We start from the raw sequence: 17564 nt of genomic DNA, 5'->3' as shown, positions 1-17564 counted from the left end.
GCAATGGAGGGGCTGCTCGCATGTACCACCTGTTGATCGTCGCGGCGGCACTGGCCGCACCGTCCGCTTCGCCGACCGATATCGCCTCCCTCGATGCCGACGTCGCCGCCGTGGTCCAGCACGAGCACCTGCCCGGGCTGGCCATGGCGGTGGTCGACAACGGGCAGGTGGTCTATCGCCACGCCGAAGGCGCGCGTGGCGACGGCGGCCGCATCGACCAGGACACGCTGTTCAAGATCGCCTCCAACAGCAAGGCGATGACCGCCGCGCTGCTGGCGCGGCTGGTGCAGCAGGGCAAGCTGCGCTGGGAGGATCCGGTGCAGCAATATCTGCCGGGCTTCCGCATGCACGATGCGTGGGTGGGCGAGCAGATGCAGGTGCGCGACCTGCTGATCCACAACAGCGGCCTGGGCCTGGGCGCCGGTGACCTGATGCTGTGGCCGGAACCGAACGCGTTCACCCGTGCGGACATCATCGCGGGGCTGGCGCACCTGAAACCGGTCAGCAGCTTCCGCAGCCGCTACGCCTACGACAACCTGATGTACGTGGTGGCCGGGGAAGTGGCGGCGGCAGCGGGTGGCAAGCCGTACGACCAGCTGATGCGCGAGCAGGTGTTCGAACCACTGGGCATGACGCGCTGCCAGGTGGGGGCGTGGTCGGTGAAGCGCGTGGGCAACGTGGCGCAGCCGCATGCCTGGCGCGGTGATCGCAACGCGGTAGTGAACGCGGATGGAGCGATCAGCCCGGACCTGCCGTCGATGGCGGCCGGCGGCATCCGTTGTTCGCTGCGCGACATGACGCGCTGGATGCAGGTGCTGCTCGATCCCGCCCTGGCACCTGGCTGGTTGGACGCTGAGCAGCGCCGTACGCTGTGGACCCTGCACATGCCGATGGCGCTGGGTGAACGCCAGCGGCGTTGGGACAACGCGCATTTCTATGGCTACGGCTATGGCTGGCGGGTGTCGGACATGGATGGGCAGTGGAAGGTGGCGCACACCGGCACCCTGTCGGGCATGTACTCGTCGCTGGCGCTGTTGCCTGACCGCAAGGTGGGCGTGGTGATGCTGATCAACGGTGAAGGCGAGGATGCGCGCACCGCATTGATGCAGGCCGCACTGAAACGCTTCACCGCCCCCAATGATGCGCGCCCGGCGATGGAATACCTGGCCGAACTGAAGGCGGACCAGGCCGCTCGTGCGGCAACCGGGCACCAGCGGCCGCCGACGTCGGATGCGCGGCAGGCGTCGGCTTCCGATCTGCCGCGTTGGCAGGGACGCTACAGCGATCCCTGGCTGGGGCCCGCATCGCTGTGCCCAGGCAAGGACGGCCTGCGCTTCAGCGTGGACAAGTCGCCCCGCCTGCAGGGAGCCGTGCTGCAGCTGCAGGGGCGCTGGCTGCTGCGCTGGGATACGCTGGGTGACGATGCACAGGCGTGGCTGCGGCCGGGCGAGGGCCCGGCACCGACACTGGACCTGCGCGCCATCGATCCGGACATCGACTTCAGCTATGACTTCCAGGACCTGCATTTCACTCGTACTGGCGATTGCCCTGGCGGCGACCACCGGCGCCGCTGAGCCACCGCGCGTTTCACCGGCCACCGACGCGGCCAGCGCCGGACTGGTGGAGATCCGCACTTTGTCGCCGCGCATCGAGCTCGATATCCGCTATGCGAGTGCCAACAACTTCACCGGTGCGCGCGTGCCCGGCTACGAGGCGCCATCGTGCTATCTGCTGGCGCCGGTGGCAAAGGCACTGGCACAGGTGGAACAGGACCTGCGCGCCGATGGCTTCGGCCTGCGCCTCTACGACTGCTACCGGCCGGTGCGTTCGGTGCAGGCGTTCATGGCCTGGGTGAACGATCCGCGCGAGCTCTCGCGCAAGGCGCAGCAGTACCCGGATCTGGACAAGCCACGCCTGCTGGCTGACGGCTACATCGCCGAGCGCTCCGGCCACAGCCGCGGTGCCACGGTGGATCTGGGCCTGCTGGATTGCCGCAGCGGTGCATGTGCGCCGTTGGACATGGGCACTGACTTCGACTTCTTCGGGCCACGTGCGCATACGCAGACGAGCGGGCTGAGCACTGTGCAGCAGGCGAACCGCCAGCAGCTGGTGCAGGCGATGGCGCGCCGTGGCTTCGTCAACTATCCGCAGGAGTGGTGGCATTACACCCTGCAGCCCGAACCGGATTCCGGCACCGCGTACGACGTGCCAGTGCTTTAGGCGGTATCGGCAGGGCACCGCCCCGCCTCTGACAGTTTCCCGCGTGGTCCGTTGTAGAGCCGAGCCCATGCTCGGCTGCTCCTTGTTCAATCGTCGAGATATTCGATTTGGATGGAGATTCATCCACGCATGGCGTGGATCTACTGTGGCTACCGGATCGGGTCCGGGGCAGATCCCTTACACTGGCCGCCTCTTCATCCCTGCCCACCCGATGAACCTTCCTCTGCACTTCGGCCTGCTCGGTACCCTGGAAGCTGGCGCCATCGCCATGCTGGTCGGGCTGCTGGTGTACTTCCTGTGGTCGCAGCTGTGCCGGCTCCTGCACTGGACAGCGGGGCATGCGATCGGCTGGTCCTGCGTCATCGCCGTGATCATCTCCGCCGGCATCGATGCATGGAAGCTGTTCTACATGGGCATCGTGCGGCTGGAATCGCCGCTGTACGCGCGCATCTTCCTGGCCACCATCCACGATCCCAACGAGCTCGGCAGCCGTGTGGTGCTGGAAATCGCCGGTGCGCTCGCCGGTGTTGCTCTTGCATGGGTGTTGTTCAGTTCGCGGTCATCGGAAAAAACCGTCGACTGACGCAGGTTTTTCGTTGCCTGCCGGTTAAATGCAGAGGCGCTGAATGCGCATCTTATGAGCCACTCACTTCACCCTAACCACCGCGCTAAAGCATGCGTGGAGGCCAGTGGTTAATCGCGCGTGTGGGCGCCGATCGCGGCGCAAAATCGATTCAGAAACGCGGTGGCAGGGTAGGTGCCGTGCGGAATCAACACGCCGCGCAACACCACCCAATCGGTAGGAGACACCCCTGATGACTATTCGCAACCGCAAGCCCCTGATCGCCCTGATCGTCGCCGCCGGCAGCGTGCTGGCCATCCCGGCGATGGCCCAGTCGGCCAAGCAGCAGGCCGCGCAGGCACAGAACGAGGCCGCCCAGGCGCAGCAGGCAGCGGCACAGGCGGGCCAGGCGGCTGACCAGGCAACCAATGCGGCCGCAGCGGCCTCGGCCCAGGCCAACGGCGGTGGCCAGACCTGGGCCAGCATCGATACCGATGGCAACGGCACCATCAGCAAGACCGAGGCGCAGGTGAACGCCGGCCTGGCCCAGGTGTTCGACCAGGCCGATACCAACAAGGACGGTGAGCTGAGCGCCGATGAGTACAAGGCCTATGTGGCCGCCCAGCAGGCCGGCGCCGGCGGCGCAGCGCAGGGTGCGCAGGGCAGGTAAGACCTGTATCGGGGCGTATGGGAACCCGGGCGGCTTCGGCCGCCCGGGTTTTTTTCGTCACCACGGCCCCTGTATCCTTGCACGATGAACACCTCCACGCCTGCGCCGTCGCGCGCCATCGGCCTGGTCGGTTTTGACGGTGACGATACGCTGTGGAAGAGCGAGGACTACTACCGCAAGGCCGAGCAGGATTATCTTGACCTGCTGTCGCGCTACGTCGACGTGCATGACACCCAGACCGCGCGCCACCTGCTGGAAGTGCAGCAGCGCCACCTGGGCACCTTCGGCTACGGCGTCAAGAGCATGACCCTGTCGATGATCGAAGCGGCCATCGACATCACCGGCCAGCGCATCGAGGCCAAGGACATCCAGCGCATCCTGGAGATTGGCCACGACACCCTGCGCCACCCGGTCGAGCTGATCGACGGTGTGCGCGAAGCGGTGGCGGCCATCGCCGAGCACTACCCGGTGGTGCTGATCACCAAGGGCGACCTGTTCCACCAGGAATCGAAGATCAAGGTCGCCAACCTGGCCGAGCTCTTCCCGCGCATCGAGATCGTTTCCGAGAAGGACCCGGAGACCTACGCCCGCGTGCTGGCCGAATTCGACCTGCCGATGCAGCGCTTCGTGATGGTCGGCAACTCGCTGCGCTCGGACATCGAGCCGGTGGTCACCCTGGGTGGCTGGGGCGTGCATACCCCGTACGCAGTGACCTGGGCCCACGAGACCCAGCATGGCGTGGCCGACGACGAACCGCGCATGGTCACTGCCGATACCGCCCACGACTGGCCGGCCGCACTGGCGGCGATCGAGGCCAAGGCCGCTGCGGCCTGACAGGGCCCGTCGGCTGCGGCAGAATCGGGGCATGAACCACCGACTGCGCGCGCTGATGTTGTCCCTGCTGTTGGCGCCGGCCACCGTGCTGGCCCAGCAGACCGCCGAGCGCTCAAGCGCCTACGAAGTGGACACCGGCGACAGCTGGGTCGATGCCCAGCTGCGGGACATCAACCATTACGCCGAACGCTACCCCGACGCTTTCCTCGACGAAGTGTCGCGCTATGCCGACGTGCCGCGCGGCTACATCAGCGCGCTGTTCACCACCCACGGCTGGCAGGCCGGAGACATCTATTTCGCCTGCTTCTGGGCCAAGGCCAGTGGCCAGACCTGCCGCGACAGCGTGCGTGCCTTCAGCCAGGACCCGGAGGGCGGCTGGGAGGCGTTGGTCAAGCGCATGCCCACCAAGCCGGACAATCTGCACTACCGGGCTGTGCGCCATGCCATCGTGGCCAGCTACCAGCACTGGGACCGGCCGATCACGCTGGATGCCACCCTGAAGCGCCAGCTCAAGCGGTAGTGCCGGCCGCTGGCCGGCGCCTGCACCATTCCAGGCATCCGGAGGTTGCCGGCCAGCGGCCGGCACTACCGGTTTCCTTATGTTGCTCTGCGTATCGCCGCCGCCGGGCGCTCCGGCGACAATACGGTTCCGAGCTGTTCCCCGTTTCCGTAATCGAGTGACTGATGAGCGCCTCTTTCGTTTCGCCTGATGTGATCCGCCGCCTGTTTGCGCAGGCCATGTCCCGCATGTACCGCACCGAAGTTCCGCTGTATGGCACGCTGGTGGAACTGGTGGAGCGGATCAACGCGCAGGTGCTTGCCAATGACCCGGCGCTGGCCGCGCAGCTGCAGCGCAACGACGAGCGTGCGCGGCTGGATGAAGAGCGTCATGGCGCGATCCGCGTCGGCACCGCGCAGGAGCTGGCGACGCTGCGCCGCCTGTTCGCGGTGATGGGCATGTACCCCGTCGGCTACTACGACCTGTCGGTGGCCGGCGTGCCGGTGCACTCCACCGCGTTCCGCCCACTCACCGGCGCGGCGCTGGCACAGAATCCGTTCCGCGTGTTCACCTCGCTGCTGCGCCTGGAACTGATCGAGGATGAAGCGCTGCGTGCCGAGTCGGCGAAGATCCTGTCACGCCGCCGCATCTTTACCGACGGCGCACTGGCACTGATCGAGCAGGCCGAGCGTGACGGCGGCCTGTCGCAGGCCGATGCCGAGCGCTTCGTCGATGAAGCACTGGAAACCTTCCGCTGGCATGGTGACGCCACGGTCGACCTGCCGACCTACCGCGCGCTGCACAACGCGCACCGGCTGGTGGCCGACGTGGTCAGCTTCCGTGGCCCGCACATCAACCACCTGACCCCGCGAACGCTGGACATCGACGCGGCGCAGGCGGCAATGATCGAGCACGGCATGGCGGCCAAGGCGGTCATCGAAGGTCCGCCGCGCCGTGCCTGCCCGATCCTGCTGCGCCAGACCAGCTTCAAGGCCCTGGAAGAAGCCGTTCATTTCCCGGATGCCGAAGGTGGTGACGCCGGCACGCATACTGCGCGCTTCGGCGAGATCGAACAACGCGGCCTGGCGCTGACCCCGAAGGGCCGCGCGCTGTACGACCAACTGTTGTCGCAGGCCCGCGACGCCGGTGGCGAAGGCAGCACCGGCGGCGACTACGGCCAGCGCCTGCAGGCGGTGTTCGCCAGCTTCCCGGATGACCATGACACGCTGCGCCAGGAAGGCCTGGGGTATTACCGCTACCAGCTGACCGACGCCGGCCGCGCCGCGCCGGAGCGCGTGGCCGATCTGCCCGCTGAAGTGCTGGTGGCCGCCGGCCTGGCGACGGCTGACCCGATCGTCTACGAGGATTTCCTGCCGGTCAGCGCCGCGGGCATCTTCCAGTCGAACCTGGGTGGCGAAGAACAGCGCGCCTATGCCGCGCATGCCAACCGCGAGGCCTTCGAGCAGGCATTGGGCGTGGCGGTGAACGACGAGTTCGAGATCTACGAGCGGCTGCAGGCCGAATCGCTGGCGGCGCTGCGCGGGTAAACCGCTTGCCGTGGAGCCGAGCGTGGGCTCGGCTCTACAGGGATTCTGCGGAGCGGCCCCTTTGTAGAGCCGAGCCATGCTCGGCTGCACTGGGCTGTAGAGTCGAGCATGGCTCGACTCTACAGCCGCGGGCGTCAGCCCTTCATCGTGCCGGTATCCAGCCAGCGCTGGTGCCACGACAGCGCTTCCGGCAGCAGGTGCGGGGTGTGCTTGCCGTAGCTCTCGCGGCTGGCACGGTCGAAGTAATCCTGCAACTGCGGCCGGAAATCCGGGTGCGCGCAGTTGTCGATCAGTACCTGCGCGCGCTTGCGCGGGGTCAGCCCGCGCAGGTCGGCCAGGCCCTGTTCGGTGACGATCACCGACACATCGTGCTCGGTGTGATCGACATGGCTGGCCATCGGCACGATCGCCGAGATGGTGCCGTTCTTGGCGGTGGACGGGCTCAGGAACGCTGACAGGAAACCATTGCGGGCAAAGTCACCCGAACCGCCGATGCCGTTCATGATGCGCGTGCCCATCACGTGCGTCGAATTGACGTTGCCGTAGATGTCCACCTCGATCATGCCGTTCATGCCGATGCAGCCCAGGCGGCGCACCAGTTCCGGATGGTTGGAGATTTCCTGCGTACGCATGATGATGCGCTCGCGGTAGAAATCGATGTTCTCCTTGAACGTCTCGTTGGCCTGCGGGCTCAGCGCGAAGCCGGTGCACGAGGCGTAGCTCAGCACGCCATCGCGCAGCAGGTCGAGCATGCCGTCCTGGATCACTTCGGTGAACGCGGCCAGGTCGCGGAAACCACTCTTGGCCAGGCCGGCCAGCACGGCATTGGGGATGTTGCCCACGCCCGACTGCAGCGGCAGCAGGTTCGGCGGCAGGCGGCCCTTCTTCACCTCGTGCTGCAGGAACTCGATCAGGTGCGAGGCGATCTGCTCGCTGGTCGCATCGATCGGGCTGAACGGGCTGTTGCGGTCCGGGCCGTTGGTGCGCACCACCGCCACGATCTTGTCCGGGTCGCAGCGCAGCGCGGTGTCGCCGATGCGGTCGTTGGCGTTCACCAGCGGAATCGGCTTGCGGTGCGGCGGCAGCGCGGTGCCGTAGTAGATGTCATGCATGCCGTCGACGCCGGCCGGCTGCCATTCGTTGACCTCGACGATCACCTTCTTGGCCAGGTCCAGCCAGGTCTTGTTGTTGCCGACCGAAGTGGAGGGCACCAGCGAACCGTCCTCGCGGATGGCCGAGACTTCGATCACGGCGGTGTCGATCTCGCCGTAGAAACCGAACCACACGTGCTGGGCAACGTGGCTGAGGTGGATGTCGATGTAATCCAGCTTGCCCTCGTTGATGCGGTTGCGCGCGTCCGGGTCGCTCTGGAACGGCATGCGCATGGCGATGCCATCGGCCTTGGCCAGCGCGCCATCGAGTTCCGGCGCGGTCGACGCGCCGGTCATCAGCTTGATCTGGAAGGGATTGCCCTGGGCGTGCACCGCTTCGATGCGGCGGGCCAGTTCCACGGGAACGGCCTTGGGATACCCGGAGCCGGTAAAGCCGCTCATGGCCACGGTTTCACCGGGCTGGATCAGCGCGGCTGCGGCCTCGGCGGAGACCACGCGGTCACGGAGACGCGCGTTGGCGATGCGATCAACAGACATGACGACAGTGTTTCTGGGGGGAATCCCGATTATCGGCCATCCTCATCCGTACGGGGGGTTCTACCTTCGTGGAATGGCTTTTCCCCCAGGGGGCTCACCCATACCCGCCGGTTCTGTTTTGCAGTGCAGCGTGCAAAGTGCTTTCGCAGCCCGCACGATGGCCCTGCATCCCGACGTGGGGGAGGGAGCAGAGCCCGCTGGCAGTTCGCTGCAAGCGGGCTTTTTTATTGCCTGTCGCCCAGTATGAATGCGCGGCCTCCATTATCGGTAGTGCCGGCCGCTGGCCGGCAACTGCAGCAACCTTCGGCAGGATCATGGGATCTGCCGGCCAGCGGCCGGCCCTACCGGGTCCGTCGCGTCCCGACCGGGTCGATACAATCCGCCCATGACCCTCGCCCCCGCTGACCTGCCCGCCTCCCTGCAGCCCCTTGTCGACCGCGCCCTGGCGCGCCTGGCCCAGGTCCTGCCCGAGCCCGTTCCTGCCGAACTGCTGCCGCTGCTGACCCGACTGGCGGTGGCCAGCGACTTCGCGCTGGACACCCTGGTGCGGCAACCGGCGCTGCTGGCGCAGCTGGCTACCCCCGGCTGCCCGCCGATCCCACCACCGGTGCTCGATCCGCTGCAGCCCAGCGACTGGCCGGCGCAGATCCGGCGCTGGCGTACTGCCATGTCGACGCGGCTGATCTGGCGCGACCTGGCTGGGCTGGACGACGTGGCGCAGACGCTGGCTGGCGCCACCACCCTGGCCGAGGACTGCCTGCGGCTGGCGCTGGACGCGCTGCAGCAGGAATTCGCCCAACGCCACGGTGTGGTCCGCGATGGCGAAGGCGCCGCGCAGCAGCTGGTGGTGTTCGGCCTCGGCAAGCTCGGCGGCGGCGAGCTCAACTTCAGTTCCGATATCGACCTGGTCTACGCCTACCCGCACGGCGGCGAATCTGATGGCGCGCGCGCGTTGGCCGCGGAGGAGTACTTCGCCCGCCTCGGCCAGCGCCTGGCCAAGCTGCTGGACGAAACCACCGTCGATGGCTTCAGCCACCGCGTTGACCTGCGCCTGCGGCCGTTCGGCAGCGCCGGCCGCGTCGCGCTGTCGTTCGCGGCGATGGACCAGTATTTCCAGCGCGAAGGCCGCGACTGGGAGCGCTACGCATGGCTGAAGGCGCGCGCGGTAGCCGGCGACATCGCCGCCGGTGAGGCGTGGCTGCAGACCCTGCGCCCGTTCGTGTACCGCCGCTACCTCGATTTCACCGCGCTCGACGGCCTGCGCGAGATGAAGGCGGCGATCACCGCCGAAGTCGCGCGCCGCGAGCTGCACGAAGACATCAAGCGCGGCGCCGGTGGCATCCGCGAGATCGAGTTCCTGTGCCAGGCGCTGCAGCTGATCCGCGGTGGCCGCGAACCTGCGCTGCGCGAGCGCCGCCTGCTGGTGGCGCTGGACGCGCTGGTGGCTGCGGGGCAGATCGCGCCCGAGGACGGCAGTGCGCTGCGCGAGGCCTACCTGTTCCTGCGCCGGCTTGAGAACCGCCTGCAGATGCTGCGCGATGCGCAGACCCACGTGCTGCCCAGCGATGCACTGGACCGCGAGCGCATCGCCGTCGGCCTCGGCTACCCGGACTGGGACGTGCTGCGCGCGGCATTGGCCGAACAGCAGCAGCGGGTCAGTACTGAATTCGCCGCGCTGCTGGCGCCGCGCAAGGGCCAGGCTGCGCCCGACGCGCTGGCCAACTACTGGCGCAGCCTGCCCGAGGGCAGCGACGCGCCGTTGCTGGCGGAAGCCGGTTTCCTCGATGCCAATGGCGCCGATCAGTCGCTGCGCGATTTCGCCCAGGGCACCGGCGTGAAGTCCCTGTCCGACGCCGCACGTGCACGGCTGGATCGCGTACTGCCGGCGCTGCTGCATGCGGCCACGCGCTCGCCGCAACCCGATGCCGCGCTCAAGCGCGTGCTTGGCCTGCTGCAGGCGGTGCTGCGCCGGACCAGCTATCTCGCGCTGCTGGACGAACAACCGAGCGCGTTGGCGCGGCTGGTGGATGTGCTGGCGCGCAGCGCGCTGCTGGCCGAGCGGCTGGCCGCGTACCCGCTGCTGCTGGACGAACTGCTGGACGTGCGCGTGTCCGGGCCGATGCCCGATGCGGCCGGCATGCTGGCCGAGTGCCAGCAGGTGCTGGCGGTGGAAGACCCCGAATTCGCACTGCGCTGGCTCAACGAGACGCGGCTGGCGCTCAGCTTCCGCATGGCGATGGCCACGCTGGACGGTCGCCAGGGCGCAGTGGACAGCACGCGGCAACTGGCCGAGCTGGCCCAGGCGGTGGTCACCACCGTGCTGGCGATGGCCGAAGCGGACATGCGCGCGGCACACGGCGTGATTCCTGGTGGGCGCTTCGCGATCATCGGCTACGGCAGCCTCGGAGGGCTTGAGCTGGGCTTCGGTTCCGACCTGGACCTGGTATTCCTGCACGACAATCCGGCCGGCGTGGAGGCCAGCGATGGCGCACGTCCGCTGGAACCGGGGCGCTGGTATGCGCGGCTGGCGCAGAAGGTGATGGCGCTGCTCGGTGCGGTCACCGCCGCCGGCCGTCTGTACGACATCGACGTGCGCCTGCGCCCGGATGGCGGCAAGGGTTCACTGGTGTCTTCGTTGGCCAGCTACACCGAATACCAGCGCGAACGCGCGTGGACATGGGAACACCAGGCCTTGGTACGTGCACGCGGCGTGGCCGGTGATGCCAGCCTGCTGGCCGATTTCGAACAGGTGCGTGCGCAGACGCTGGGCCGCGAACGCGATCCGGCCACGCTGTATGCCGATGTGTTGAAGATGCGTGGCCGCATGCGCACCGAACTGGACCGCAGCGATGCTGCGCGACTGGACCTGAAGCAGGGTGCCGGTGGCGTGGTGGACCTGGAGTTCCTGCTGCAGACCGGCGTGCTGGCGCGTAGTGCGCAGCATCCCGCGCTGCTGCAGCCGCGCGATACACCGTCGTTGATAGATGCGCTGGCGGTTGCGGGCTTCCTGCCCGGTGCCACCGCGCAGGCACTGCATACCGCGCATGCCACGCTGCTCGACGTAGGCCTGGCCTGCACGCTGGACCGGCGCCCGCGACTGGCACCGACCACGCCCGCGATTGAAGACGCGTGTGCGGCGATTACGGCGGCGTGCAGAGCGGCGGCATTGCCGTTCGGGTGAGTGGGTGCACCCATTAGAGCAATTGCCCGGGGATGATCCGCTGTTGGTAGGTGCCGACCGTTGGTCGGCACAATCTGTCAGCGGTGATGAACTCTGATGGAGCGTGCCGACCAACGGTCGGCACCTACCGTGCTCATGTGCCATCCAAGGTTGGCACCTACCAGGGCAATGGCGGTCAGCTGGTGGCGCGCAGCGGCGCCATCTTCCACAGCAGCGCGCGGAACGGGGCCAGCAGGCACACGCCGATCGCCAGCTTCACTGCCAGGTCGCCGGCGGCCCAGCTCACCCACGGTAGCGCGGAGCCGGCAAACGCGATCGACCAGAAAATGGTGGTATCCACCGTCGCACTGCAGGTCGTGGCCACCATCGGTGCGCGCCACCAGCTGCCGCGGCGCAGGCGGTCGAACACGGTGATGTCCAGCAGCTGGGCCACGATGAAGGCCGAGCAGGAGGCAATGGCGATGCGCGGGGTGGCCACCCAGATCGACAACAACACCGCCACCGCGAAGCCGATCCACGCCACGCGGCGCGCCGGGCCCGGGCCGAAGCGGCGGTTGATCAGGTTGCTGACCAGGAACGCGACCGGATAGCTGAAGGCACCCCAGGTCAGCCAATCGTTGATCGGGTACTGCACCAGCACGTTGGACAGCAGCACCACCGCGCCCATCGCCAGTACCGCCAGCACCAGGGCGCGCGGGGTCAGCGGGGCAAACAGAGGGGCAGGACGCACGGACATGGCGAGCCAGGGGGAGAAAGGGGATCACCCATTATCCGCCCGGGCCGTGGCAAAACCAAAAACGGTCGTTCAGCTTTACAGCGCTTCACTCATCACGTCACCGGCGGCGTAGGCGGTGGGGACGTAAGCCAGGGCCTGGCCCTGCGCGCTCTTCACGGTCCAGCCGGCACCGGCCTCGGTGGGCTCGAAATGCACCCGCTGGCCGACCACGAAGGCCGCCGTCTGGTCTTCATGTACGCGCGCCGGCCAGCGCAGGGTGGCGGTCTGATCGGCCTTGTCGGGCACCTGCAGCTGTACCTGGCGCTCGCCCTCCGGCGTGGTCTCCACCTTCTTCACCTCCATCGGCGGCAGCGGCACTGCCTTGGTGCGCGTGGCCCGGCCGTTGCGTTCGCTGGCCTTGAACGGCGCCTTGGACAGTTCGGACAGGCCCGCCGATGCAGCGAGCGGCACCGAGACCACGATCAGCGAGGTGATCAGCACGCTGGCCTCGCTGCTGTTCAACTGCGGCGCGGCGCCGGCATGGACGGTGGGCACCAGCAGCGCGGAGAGCAGCAATGCAGAAGCGGGAACGCGCAGGCAACGGAACATGGAGACCTCCTGGTCAGGGGGGAGACGGCGGCTCAGCGCCGGGTATCGAAGATATCGCGCGGGCCGGTGGCCTCGGGCAGGTACTCCAGCGGGCGGCCCTGGTTGTCCGTCAGCTGCCAGCCCTGGTCGTTGCCGGTTGGCTCGAAATTCACGGTCTGGCCCACGGTGAACTGCACGGCCGGGTCGCCGACGCCGCGCGGATACTGCATCGATGCGGTGTTCTGCGGATCGTTGGCATCACGCAGCAGCACTTCGCGGCGGCCATCCACGGTAGTGGAGATGGCACTCACCTCCATCTGCGGCAGCTTGATCTGCTGCGGGCGGGCCAGCGGCTGGCCGGCGTCGGCGGCATCCTGGGCTTCCTTGGCCGCTGCAGCGCGGGCCGAGGCCACCATCTGCGTGGACATTTCCAGGCTTGGTCCCTGCGGGCCCGGGTCGTGGATGATCACGATGCGGCGTTCGGCGTGGGCGGCCGTGGACCAGGCCAGGCCGGTGACGATCACCATCGACAACACAGAGGCAAGCAGCGGACGCATATCGTTCTCCTAGCGGAATTCAGGGGGCGGCGGCAGTGGCACCGGCCACCGGCACGTGGGGGATCACCAGTTCCTGCTGCAGCTGGCTGCGCTGGTGCAGGAAGTCGAACACCGATTCCACCGTCACCACCGAATAGTTGCCGGAGATGCGTTCGCCGGCTGGATGGTCGGTGGTGGTGGCGTTGGCTACGAACAGGCGCGCACCCACGCGCTTGCCGAGGCCGATATGCAGCACGCTGGGCTGGTACTTCTGCTGGCGCAGCCACTGCTGTGCCTGTTCGCGCTTGACGATGGCCGGCGCGCCTTCGGCCTGCGCCATCGCCGCCGCCAGCACTTCCAGCACCCACTGGTTGGAGTTCTGGTAGTCGGTGGCGAACGGGTAGGCGACCACGTTGTACCTGGTTTCGTGCAGCGCCTTGGGCTGGATCGAGGGCGGCACCAGCATCGCGCGCAGCGCTGCACGCAACGGTGCCGACGGCACGCCGATGCGCAGGTCGGTATGGCCGCCGCTCTCGCCGACGAAGTTGCCCAGCCCTTCGTGGTACAGCTGCGAGCGGTCGGTCTTGCAGCGGTTGAGCAGGTGCATCGCGCGCCAGCGGCCGTCGTCCTCGCGCAGCAGGAAGGCCAGGTGGCTGTGGCGCAGGCCGTAGCGGCTCAGATCCTGGCCACCGCGTGCGGCGACCACCACGTCCACATCGGGCAGCGCATCCAGGCGCTCGGCGGTGGTCCAGGCCACGTCCAGCATCGCCGCCTGCGACGCCACGCTCGGGTAGCGCTCGCGGCAGGCGGTGCTGTCGGCCCAGGCCGGTGCGGTCGCCAGCAGGCTGGCGATCAGCAGCGCGGCCCGGGGCAGGCGGGCAAAACGATCCATGTCGGTACCTTCAGCGGCGGGCAGGCCCGCGCGCCGATCATACGCTGCTCAGCGCAGCGGGCGATCCACGCCCTTGCGCTGGAGTTCCCTGTCGCAGGCATCGCTGATCGGGGCGATCGGCAGCGGCGGGCGCTCGCCCGTCTTCGGATCGCGCAGCGCCGGCTGCTCGCGGTACGCGTCCAGCTGCTGCTGGCACTGATAGGAGATCGGGTCCAGCTCGGTGGGCGCGGTCGAACACGCGGCGAGCAGGGCCAGGGGCAGCAGGAGCAGGGTGCGCATGAAGGCATTCGGTCCGGTGGGGGGCACCGGACTCTAACGGTATGGGCAGATTGAAATGTTCAGAAATCGCTGTGCATCCCGGTAGTGCCGGCCACTGGCCGGCATCGGCGGTGTTCGGTAATGCGCACAGCGTTGCCGGCCAGCGGCCGGCACTACCCCAATGCCAGGCGCTGCTTCACTTCCGCCGCTACCCGAGCGGTCTCGCGCAGTGGCTCGATGCGGTCGTACTGCCAGTCCAGCCAGTGCGGCTGCAGGCGCCCGCGCTCGCGCAGCTGCTGCTGGAAGCGGGCCAGCCGGCCCTGCGCGGTCTCGGCCAGCGCCACCATCACCGGCATGCGCGTGGCGCAGGCCTCAGAGAGCAGGTTCACCGAATCGGGCGAGACCACCACGCGGTTGGCCCAGCCGAGCAGGCCACCATAGGGATTGGTACCGTCGCCACCATCGCCCCAGATCACGTGCGGCAGGTCGGCGAACTTCGCGCGCAGGATCTCGGCCAATGCCGGCGGCGTGCGTCGCGAGGTGGTCGCCAGCAGGCTGCCGCCTTCGCTGCGGATCTGCTCGGCCAGCGCCTGGAATACGCCGACCATCGCCGTCTCGTCCCACGGCGCCAGCGGCGTCGGCCCGCCGACCAGCAGTGCGGTGCGCGGGCCGGGCAGGGTGCTGAAGCCGGCGAACGCGGCGCGGCCCCAGGCCAGCCAGTCGTCGTCCACCGGGTTGAGGCTGCCGAGCAGGGTGAGCACGTTGCTGCCACGCAGGGCATCGTGTTCGGGCACCACCACCACGTCCCAATGGCGGGCGCTGATGCGGGGGTCGAGGATCTGCACCACCTGGCTGCCGCGTGCGCGTAGCACGCGCAGCGCGCCTGCGGCCTGGCGCCCGCAGCCGATGGCCAGCGCCGGCGCCTCGTTGGCCAGTGACGCAAAGGCCTCGCCGTAGCCGTTGACATCGCCGGGCAGGCGCCGCGGCGCCAGCCAGCGCCAGGGCGCGCGCGGTTGCAGGAGCAGCGGTCGGTGGGTGCCCTGGCGCAGTGCCGAGGCCAGCGCGACCGCTTGGCGGACATTGCCCGCACGGCCGTCGGTGACCGTCCATGGCGCGCTCGATCGTTTCACCATTGGCATTAATTCGTTTCAGCCCTGCTGGGTGTTGCAACAGTCGCGACACTCTACACTGCGGCTCGTCGTTTCGCCCCGCGCCGCCCGCGGGCACTGACTTCCTTTCGCCGCCCTGGAGATCCACCGATGTCCCACGCGCTCGACGCTGCTGCCCTCGATCAGCTGTTCCGTACTGCCCGTACCCAGAACGCCTTCCTCGACAAGCCGGTTCCTGAGAGCCTGTTGAAGGAACTGTACGACTTGGTGAAGTGGGGCCCGACCGCCGCCAACACCACGCCGGCCCGCTTCGTCTTCGTCACCTCGAAGGAGGCCAAGGACAAGCTGGCCCCGGCGCTGTCCGAAGGCAACTTGGCCAAGACCATGGCTGCGCCGGTCACCGTCATCATCGGTTTCGACCTGGACTTCCACGAGAAGCTGCCGTACCTGTTCCCGCACACCGATGCCAAGGCCTGGTTCGATGGCCCGCAGGAAGGCCGCCACGAAGCCGCCATCCGCAACGGCAGCCTGCAGGGTGCCTACCTGATCCTGGCTGCGCGCGCGCTGGGCCTGGATGCCGGCCCGATGTCCGGCTTCGACCCGGCCAAGGTCGACGAAGCCTTCTTCGCCGGCACCTCCATCAAGTCGAATTTCCTGGTCAACCTGGGTTACGGTGATCCGGCGGGCCTGTTCCCGCGCCTGCCGCGCCTGTCGTTCGACGAAGCGGCGCGCATCGCGTAAGTCGCTGTATCGGTTTCGGGCCCGCTGTTCCGCGGCGGGCCATTGCTGCACCGTGTACCCACCCTACGATCCGGAGAGTTCCTCAGATGAGCGCCACCCGTAAACTGCTGCTGCCGCTGGCCCTGACCCTGGCCATCGTCGCCTGCTCCAAGCCGGCCGATACCGCTGCCCCGGCGGCCGATGCCGCCGCCCCGGCGACCACCGAGCAGGCTGCCACCCCGGCCGCCGATGCCGCTGCTGCCGCGCCGGCTGCCGAAGCGATCAAGATCGCCTCGGGCACCTACAAGCTGGACCCGAGCCACACCGATGTGCTGGCGCAGTGGAGCCACTTCGGCTTCTCCAACCCCAGCGCGCACTTCGGCAACGTCGAAGGCACCCTGGTGTACAACGCCGAAGACGTGACCAAGTCCACCGTGGAAGTGAAGCTGCCGCTGAGCGGCCTGAACAGCTTCACCGCCAAGTTCGACGAGCACCTGAAGAGCGCCGACTTCTTCGACGCCGCCAAGTTCGCCGATGCCACCTTCAAGAGCACCAAGGTGGAAGCGGCCGGCACCAACAAGCTGACCGTCACCGGCGACCTGACCATCAAGGGCATCACCAAGCCGGTCACCCTGGACGTCACCGTCAACGGCGGCGGCGAGCACCCGATGGCCAAGGTTCCGGCGGCTGGCTTCGATGCCACCACCACCCTGAAGCGCAGCGATTTCGGCGTCGGCGCCTACGCCCCGAACGTCAGCGATGAAGTGAAGATCCGCATCACCACCGAAGCCACCGGCGAAAAGCCGGCGGCCTGATGCACCCCACTCACTCGTCGTGAGAAGGCAGAAGGCCCGCTGAAAAGCGGGCCTTCTTTTTGGGCTCTGCATGCGAGGTGCCCGATGCCGATGGGGTTGCCGGCCAGCGGCCGGCACTACCCGGTAGGTGCCAACCGGCATCTGGTGGGTGCGGACCGTTGGTCCGCACGATCCCTCAGCGCAACGCGCCCAACCATGCCACGCACGCTTCGCTCGGGCTCTGCTTGGCCTTCACCGCCAGCCCGCTCACCCGCACGAACGTCTGCGCGGCCTGCGCCACCACCTGGCGGGCGATCAACGCCGCCTGCTTGGTGGCAGCCTGCTGCTTGCGCAGCTGCACGATGTGCACCGAAGGCCGGCCCACCGGTGCGTACTTCTGGTCGCGGCGCAGCACGTCGGCCACCTGCGCCACTTCGAATTCGGCCTGCAGGTAGCGGTGCTGTGCTTCCACCAGTTCGCGCAGCGGCGTGCGCAGTGCAGCGGTATCGGCGAAGGCGGCCAGGGCCGCATCGCAGGCAGCGTCATCAGCGAAGCGGGCACGCAGCGCATCCACGCTGGCCAGGGTCAGTTTGGCCATGTGGGCCTCGTTGCTGCAGGAAAGGAGCGCGATTGTCGCATTGCTTGGCGGCTGATGCGTTGAACCGGGCGGCGGATTACCTGTAGAGCCGAGCCCACGCTCGGCTCATCGCGCGCAGCTCGAGGGTTCGCCGATCGCGGAACGAAGAGCAGCCGAGCATGGGCTCGGCTCTACACAGTCAAAGGCGTGCGG

General features: G+C 68.0%; 18 protein-coding genes. 10 read left to right on the top strand and 8 right to left on the bottom strand.

Annotation, left to right across the window (positions count from 1 at the left end; genetic code table 11):
• Positions 1-20: 20 nt before the first annotated feature.
• From G370_RS0120150 to hglS, 7 genes are all read left to right on the top strand, one after another.
• Positions 21-1574, top strand: coding sequence for a serine hydrolase domain-containing protein (locus G370_RS0120150; protein WP_019662200.1), 1554 nt, complete (start codon positions 21-23; stop codon positions 1572-1574).
• Positions 1507-2220, top strand: a complete 714-nt coding sequence (locus G370_RS0120145) for a M15 family metallopeptidase (RefSeq protein WP_019662199.1) — start codon at positions 1507-1509, stop codon at positions 2218-2220. Before G370_RS0120150 ends, G370_RS0120145 begins: the two co-directional genes overlap by 68 nt.
• Positions 2221-2431: 211 nt before the next feature.
• The gene (locus tag G370_RS0120140; protein ID WP_019662198.1) at positions 2432-2803 is read left to right on the top strand and encodes a hypothetical protein; all 372 of its coding nucleotides are present in this window, start codon (positions 2432-2434) and stop codon (positions 2801-2803) included.
• Between the two features lie 232 nt (positions 2804-3035).
• Positions 3036-3452 carry an EF-hand domain-containing protein gene (locus G370_RS0120135; RefSeq protein ID WP_019662197.1) on the top strand — a complete coding sequence of 139 codons (417 nt, stop codon included), beginning with the start codon at positions 3036-3038 and terminating at the stop codon, positions 3450-3452.
• Positions 3453-3536: 84 nt separating this feature from the next.
• Positions 3537-4286 carry an HAD family hydrolase gene (locus tag G370_RS0120130; RefSeq protein ID WP_019662196.1) on the top strand — a complete coding sequence of 250 codons (750 nt, stop codon included), beginning with the start codon at positions 3537-3539 and terminating at the stop codon, positions 4284-4286.
• Positions 4287-4317: 31 nt separating this feature from the next.
• Positions 4318-4806 carry a hypothetical protein gene (locus G370_RS0120125; protein ID WP_019662195.1) on the top strand — a complete coding sequence of 163 codons (489 nt, stop codon included), beginning with the start codon at positions 4318-4320 and terminating at the stop codon, positions 4804-4806.
• A 164-nt stretch (positions 4807-4970) separates the two neighbouring features.
• Positions 4971-6332, top strand: a complete 1362-nt coding sequence (gene hglS, locus G370_RS0120120; protein WP_019662194.1) for a 2-oxoadipate dioxygenase/decarboxylase HglS — start codon at positions 4971-4973, stop codon at positions 6330-6332.
• Between the two features lie 134 nt (positions 6333-6466).
• On the opposite strand, the gene scpC is transcribed toward hglS, so the two are convergent.
• Entirely contained in the window at positions 6467-7981 is a 1515-nt protein-coding gene (gene scpC, locus G370_RS0120115) for a succinyl-CoA:acetate CoA-transferase ScpC (RefSeq protein ID WP_019662193.1), read from the bottom strand.
• Between the two features lie 385 nt (positions 7982-8366).
• Here scpC and glnE point away from each other — a divergent pair, with 385 nt between their 5' ends.
• Positions 8367-11162 carry a bifunctional [glutamate--ammonia ligase]-adenylyl-L-tyrosine phosphorylase/[glutamate--ammonia-ligase] adenylyltransferase gene (gene glnE / locus G370_RS0120110; protein WP_019662192.1) on the top strand — a complete coding sequence of 932 codons (2796 nt, stop codon included), beginning with the start codon at positions 8367-8369 and terminating at the stop codon, positions 11160-11162.
• A gap of 175 nt (positions 11163-11337) precedes the next feature.
• Here glnE and G370_RS0120105 read toward each other — a convergent pair whose 3' ends face one another.
• The 6 genes from G370_RS0120105 to G370_RS0120080 all read right to left on the bottom strand — a co-directional run bounded on the left by G370_RS0120105 (position 11338) and on the right by G370_RS0120080 (position 15284).
• Entirely contained in the window at positions 11338-11898 is a 561-nt protein-coding gene (locus G370_RS0120105; protein WP_019662191.1) for a queuosine precursor transporter, read from the bottom strand.
• 75 nt (positions 11899-11973) lie between these two features.
• The gene (locus tag G370_RS0120100; RefSeq protein ID WP_019662190.1) at positions 11974-12486 is read right to left on the bottom strand and encodes a hypothetical protein; all 513 of its coding nucleotides are present in this window, start codon (positions 12484-12486) and stop codon (positions 11974-11976) included.
• A 32-nt stretch (positions 12487-12518) separates the two neighbouring features.
• Entirely contained in the window at positions 12519-13022 is a 504-nt protein-coding gene (locus G370_RS0120095; protein WP_019662189.1) for a hypothetical protein, read from the bottom strand.
• A 19-nt stretch (positions 13023-13041) separates the two neighbouring features.
• Positions 13042-13893, bottom strand: a complete 852-nt coding sequence (locus tag G370_RS0120090) for a DUF2145 domain-containing protein (RefSeq protein WP_019662188.1) — start codon at positions 13891-13893, stop codon at positions 13042-13044.
• 48 nt (positions 13894-13941) lie between these two features.
• Complete coding sequence (locus G370_RS0120085) at positions 13942-14172, bottom strand: hypothetical protein (RefSeq protein WP_005415044.1); 231 nt, start codon at positions 14170-14172, stop codon at positions 13942-13944.
• A gap of 152 nt (positions 14173-14324) precedes the next feature.
• Positions 14325-15284, bottom strand: coding sequence for a mitochondrial fission ELM1 family protein (locus G370_RS0120080; RefSeq protein WP_019662187.1), 960 nt, complete (start codon positions 15282-15284; stop codon positions 14325-14327).
• Positions 15285-15410: 126 nt separating this feature from the next.
• Here G370_RS0120080 and G370_RS0120075 point away from each other — a divergent pair, with 126 nt between their 5' ends.
• Both G370_RS0120075 and G370_RS01000000120980 read left to right on the top strand, forming a co-directional pair.
• Entirely contained in the window at positions 15411-16001 is a 591-nt protein-coding gene (locus G370_RS0120075; RefSeq protein WP_005415046.1) for a malonic semialdehyde reductase, read from the top strand.
• A gap of 86 nt (positions 16002-16087) precedes the next feature.
• Entirely contained in the window at positions 16088-16795 is a 708-nt protein-coding gene (locus G370_RS01000000120980) for a YceI family protein (RefSeq protein ID WP_019662186.1), read from the top strand.
• A gap of 175 nt (positions 16796-16970) precedes the next feature.
• On the opposite strand, the gene G370_RS0120065 is transcribed toward G370_RS01000000120980, so the two are convergent.
• Entirely contained in the window at positions 16971-17372 is a 402-nt protein-coding gene (locus tag G370_RS0120065) for a hypothetical protein (RefSeq protein WP_019662185.1), read from the bottom strand.
• Between the last annotated feature and the right edge of the window lie 192 nt (positions 17373-17564).

Source organism: Stenotrophomonas hibiscicola ATCC 19867, assembly GCF_000382065.1.
GTDB classification, from domain to species: Bacteria; Pseudomonadota; Gammaproteobacteria; order Xanthomonadales; family Xanthomonadaceae; genus Stenotrophomonas; species Stenotrophomonas hibiscicola.
Note: the sequence above shows the minus strand (reverse complement) of the source record. Positions and strands in the feature narration are given on the sequence as shown.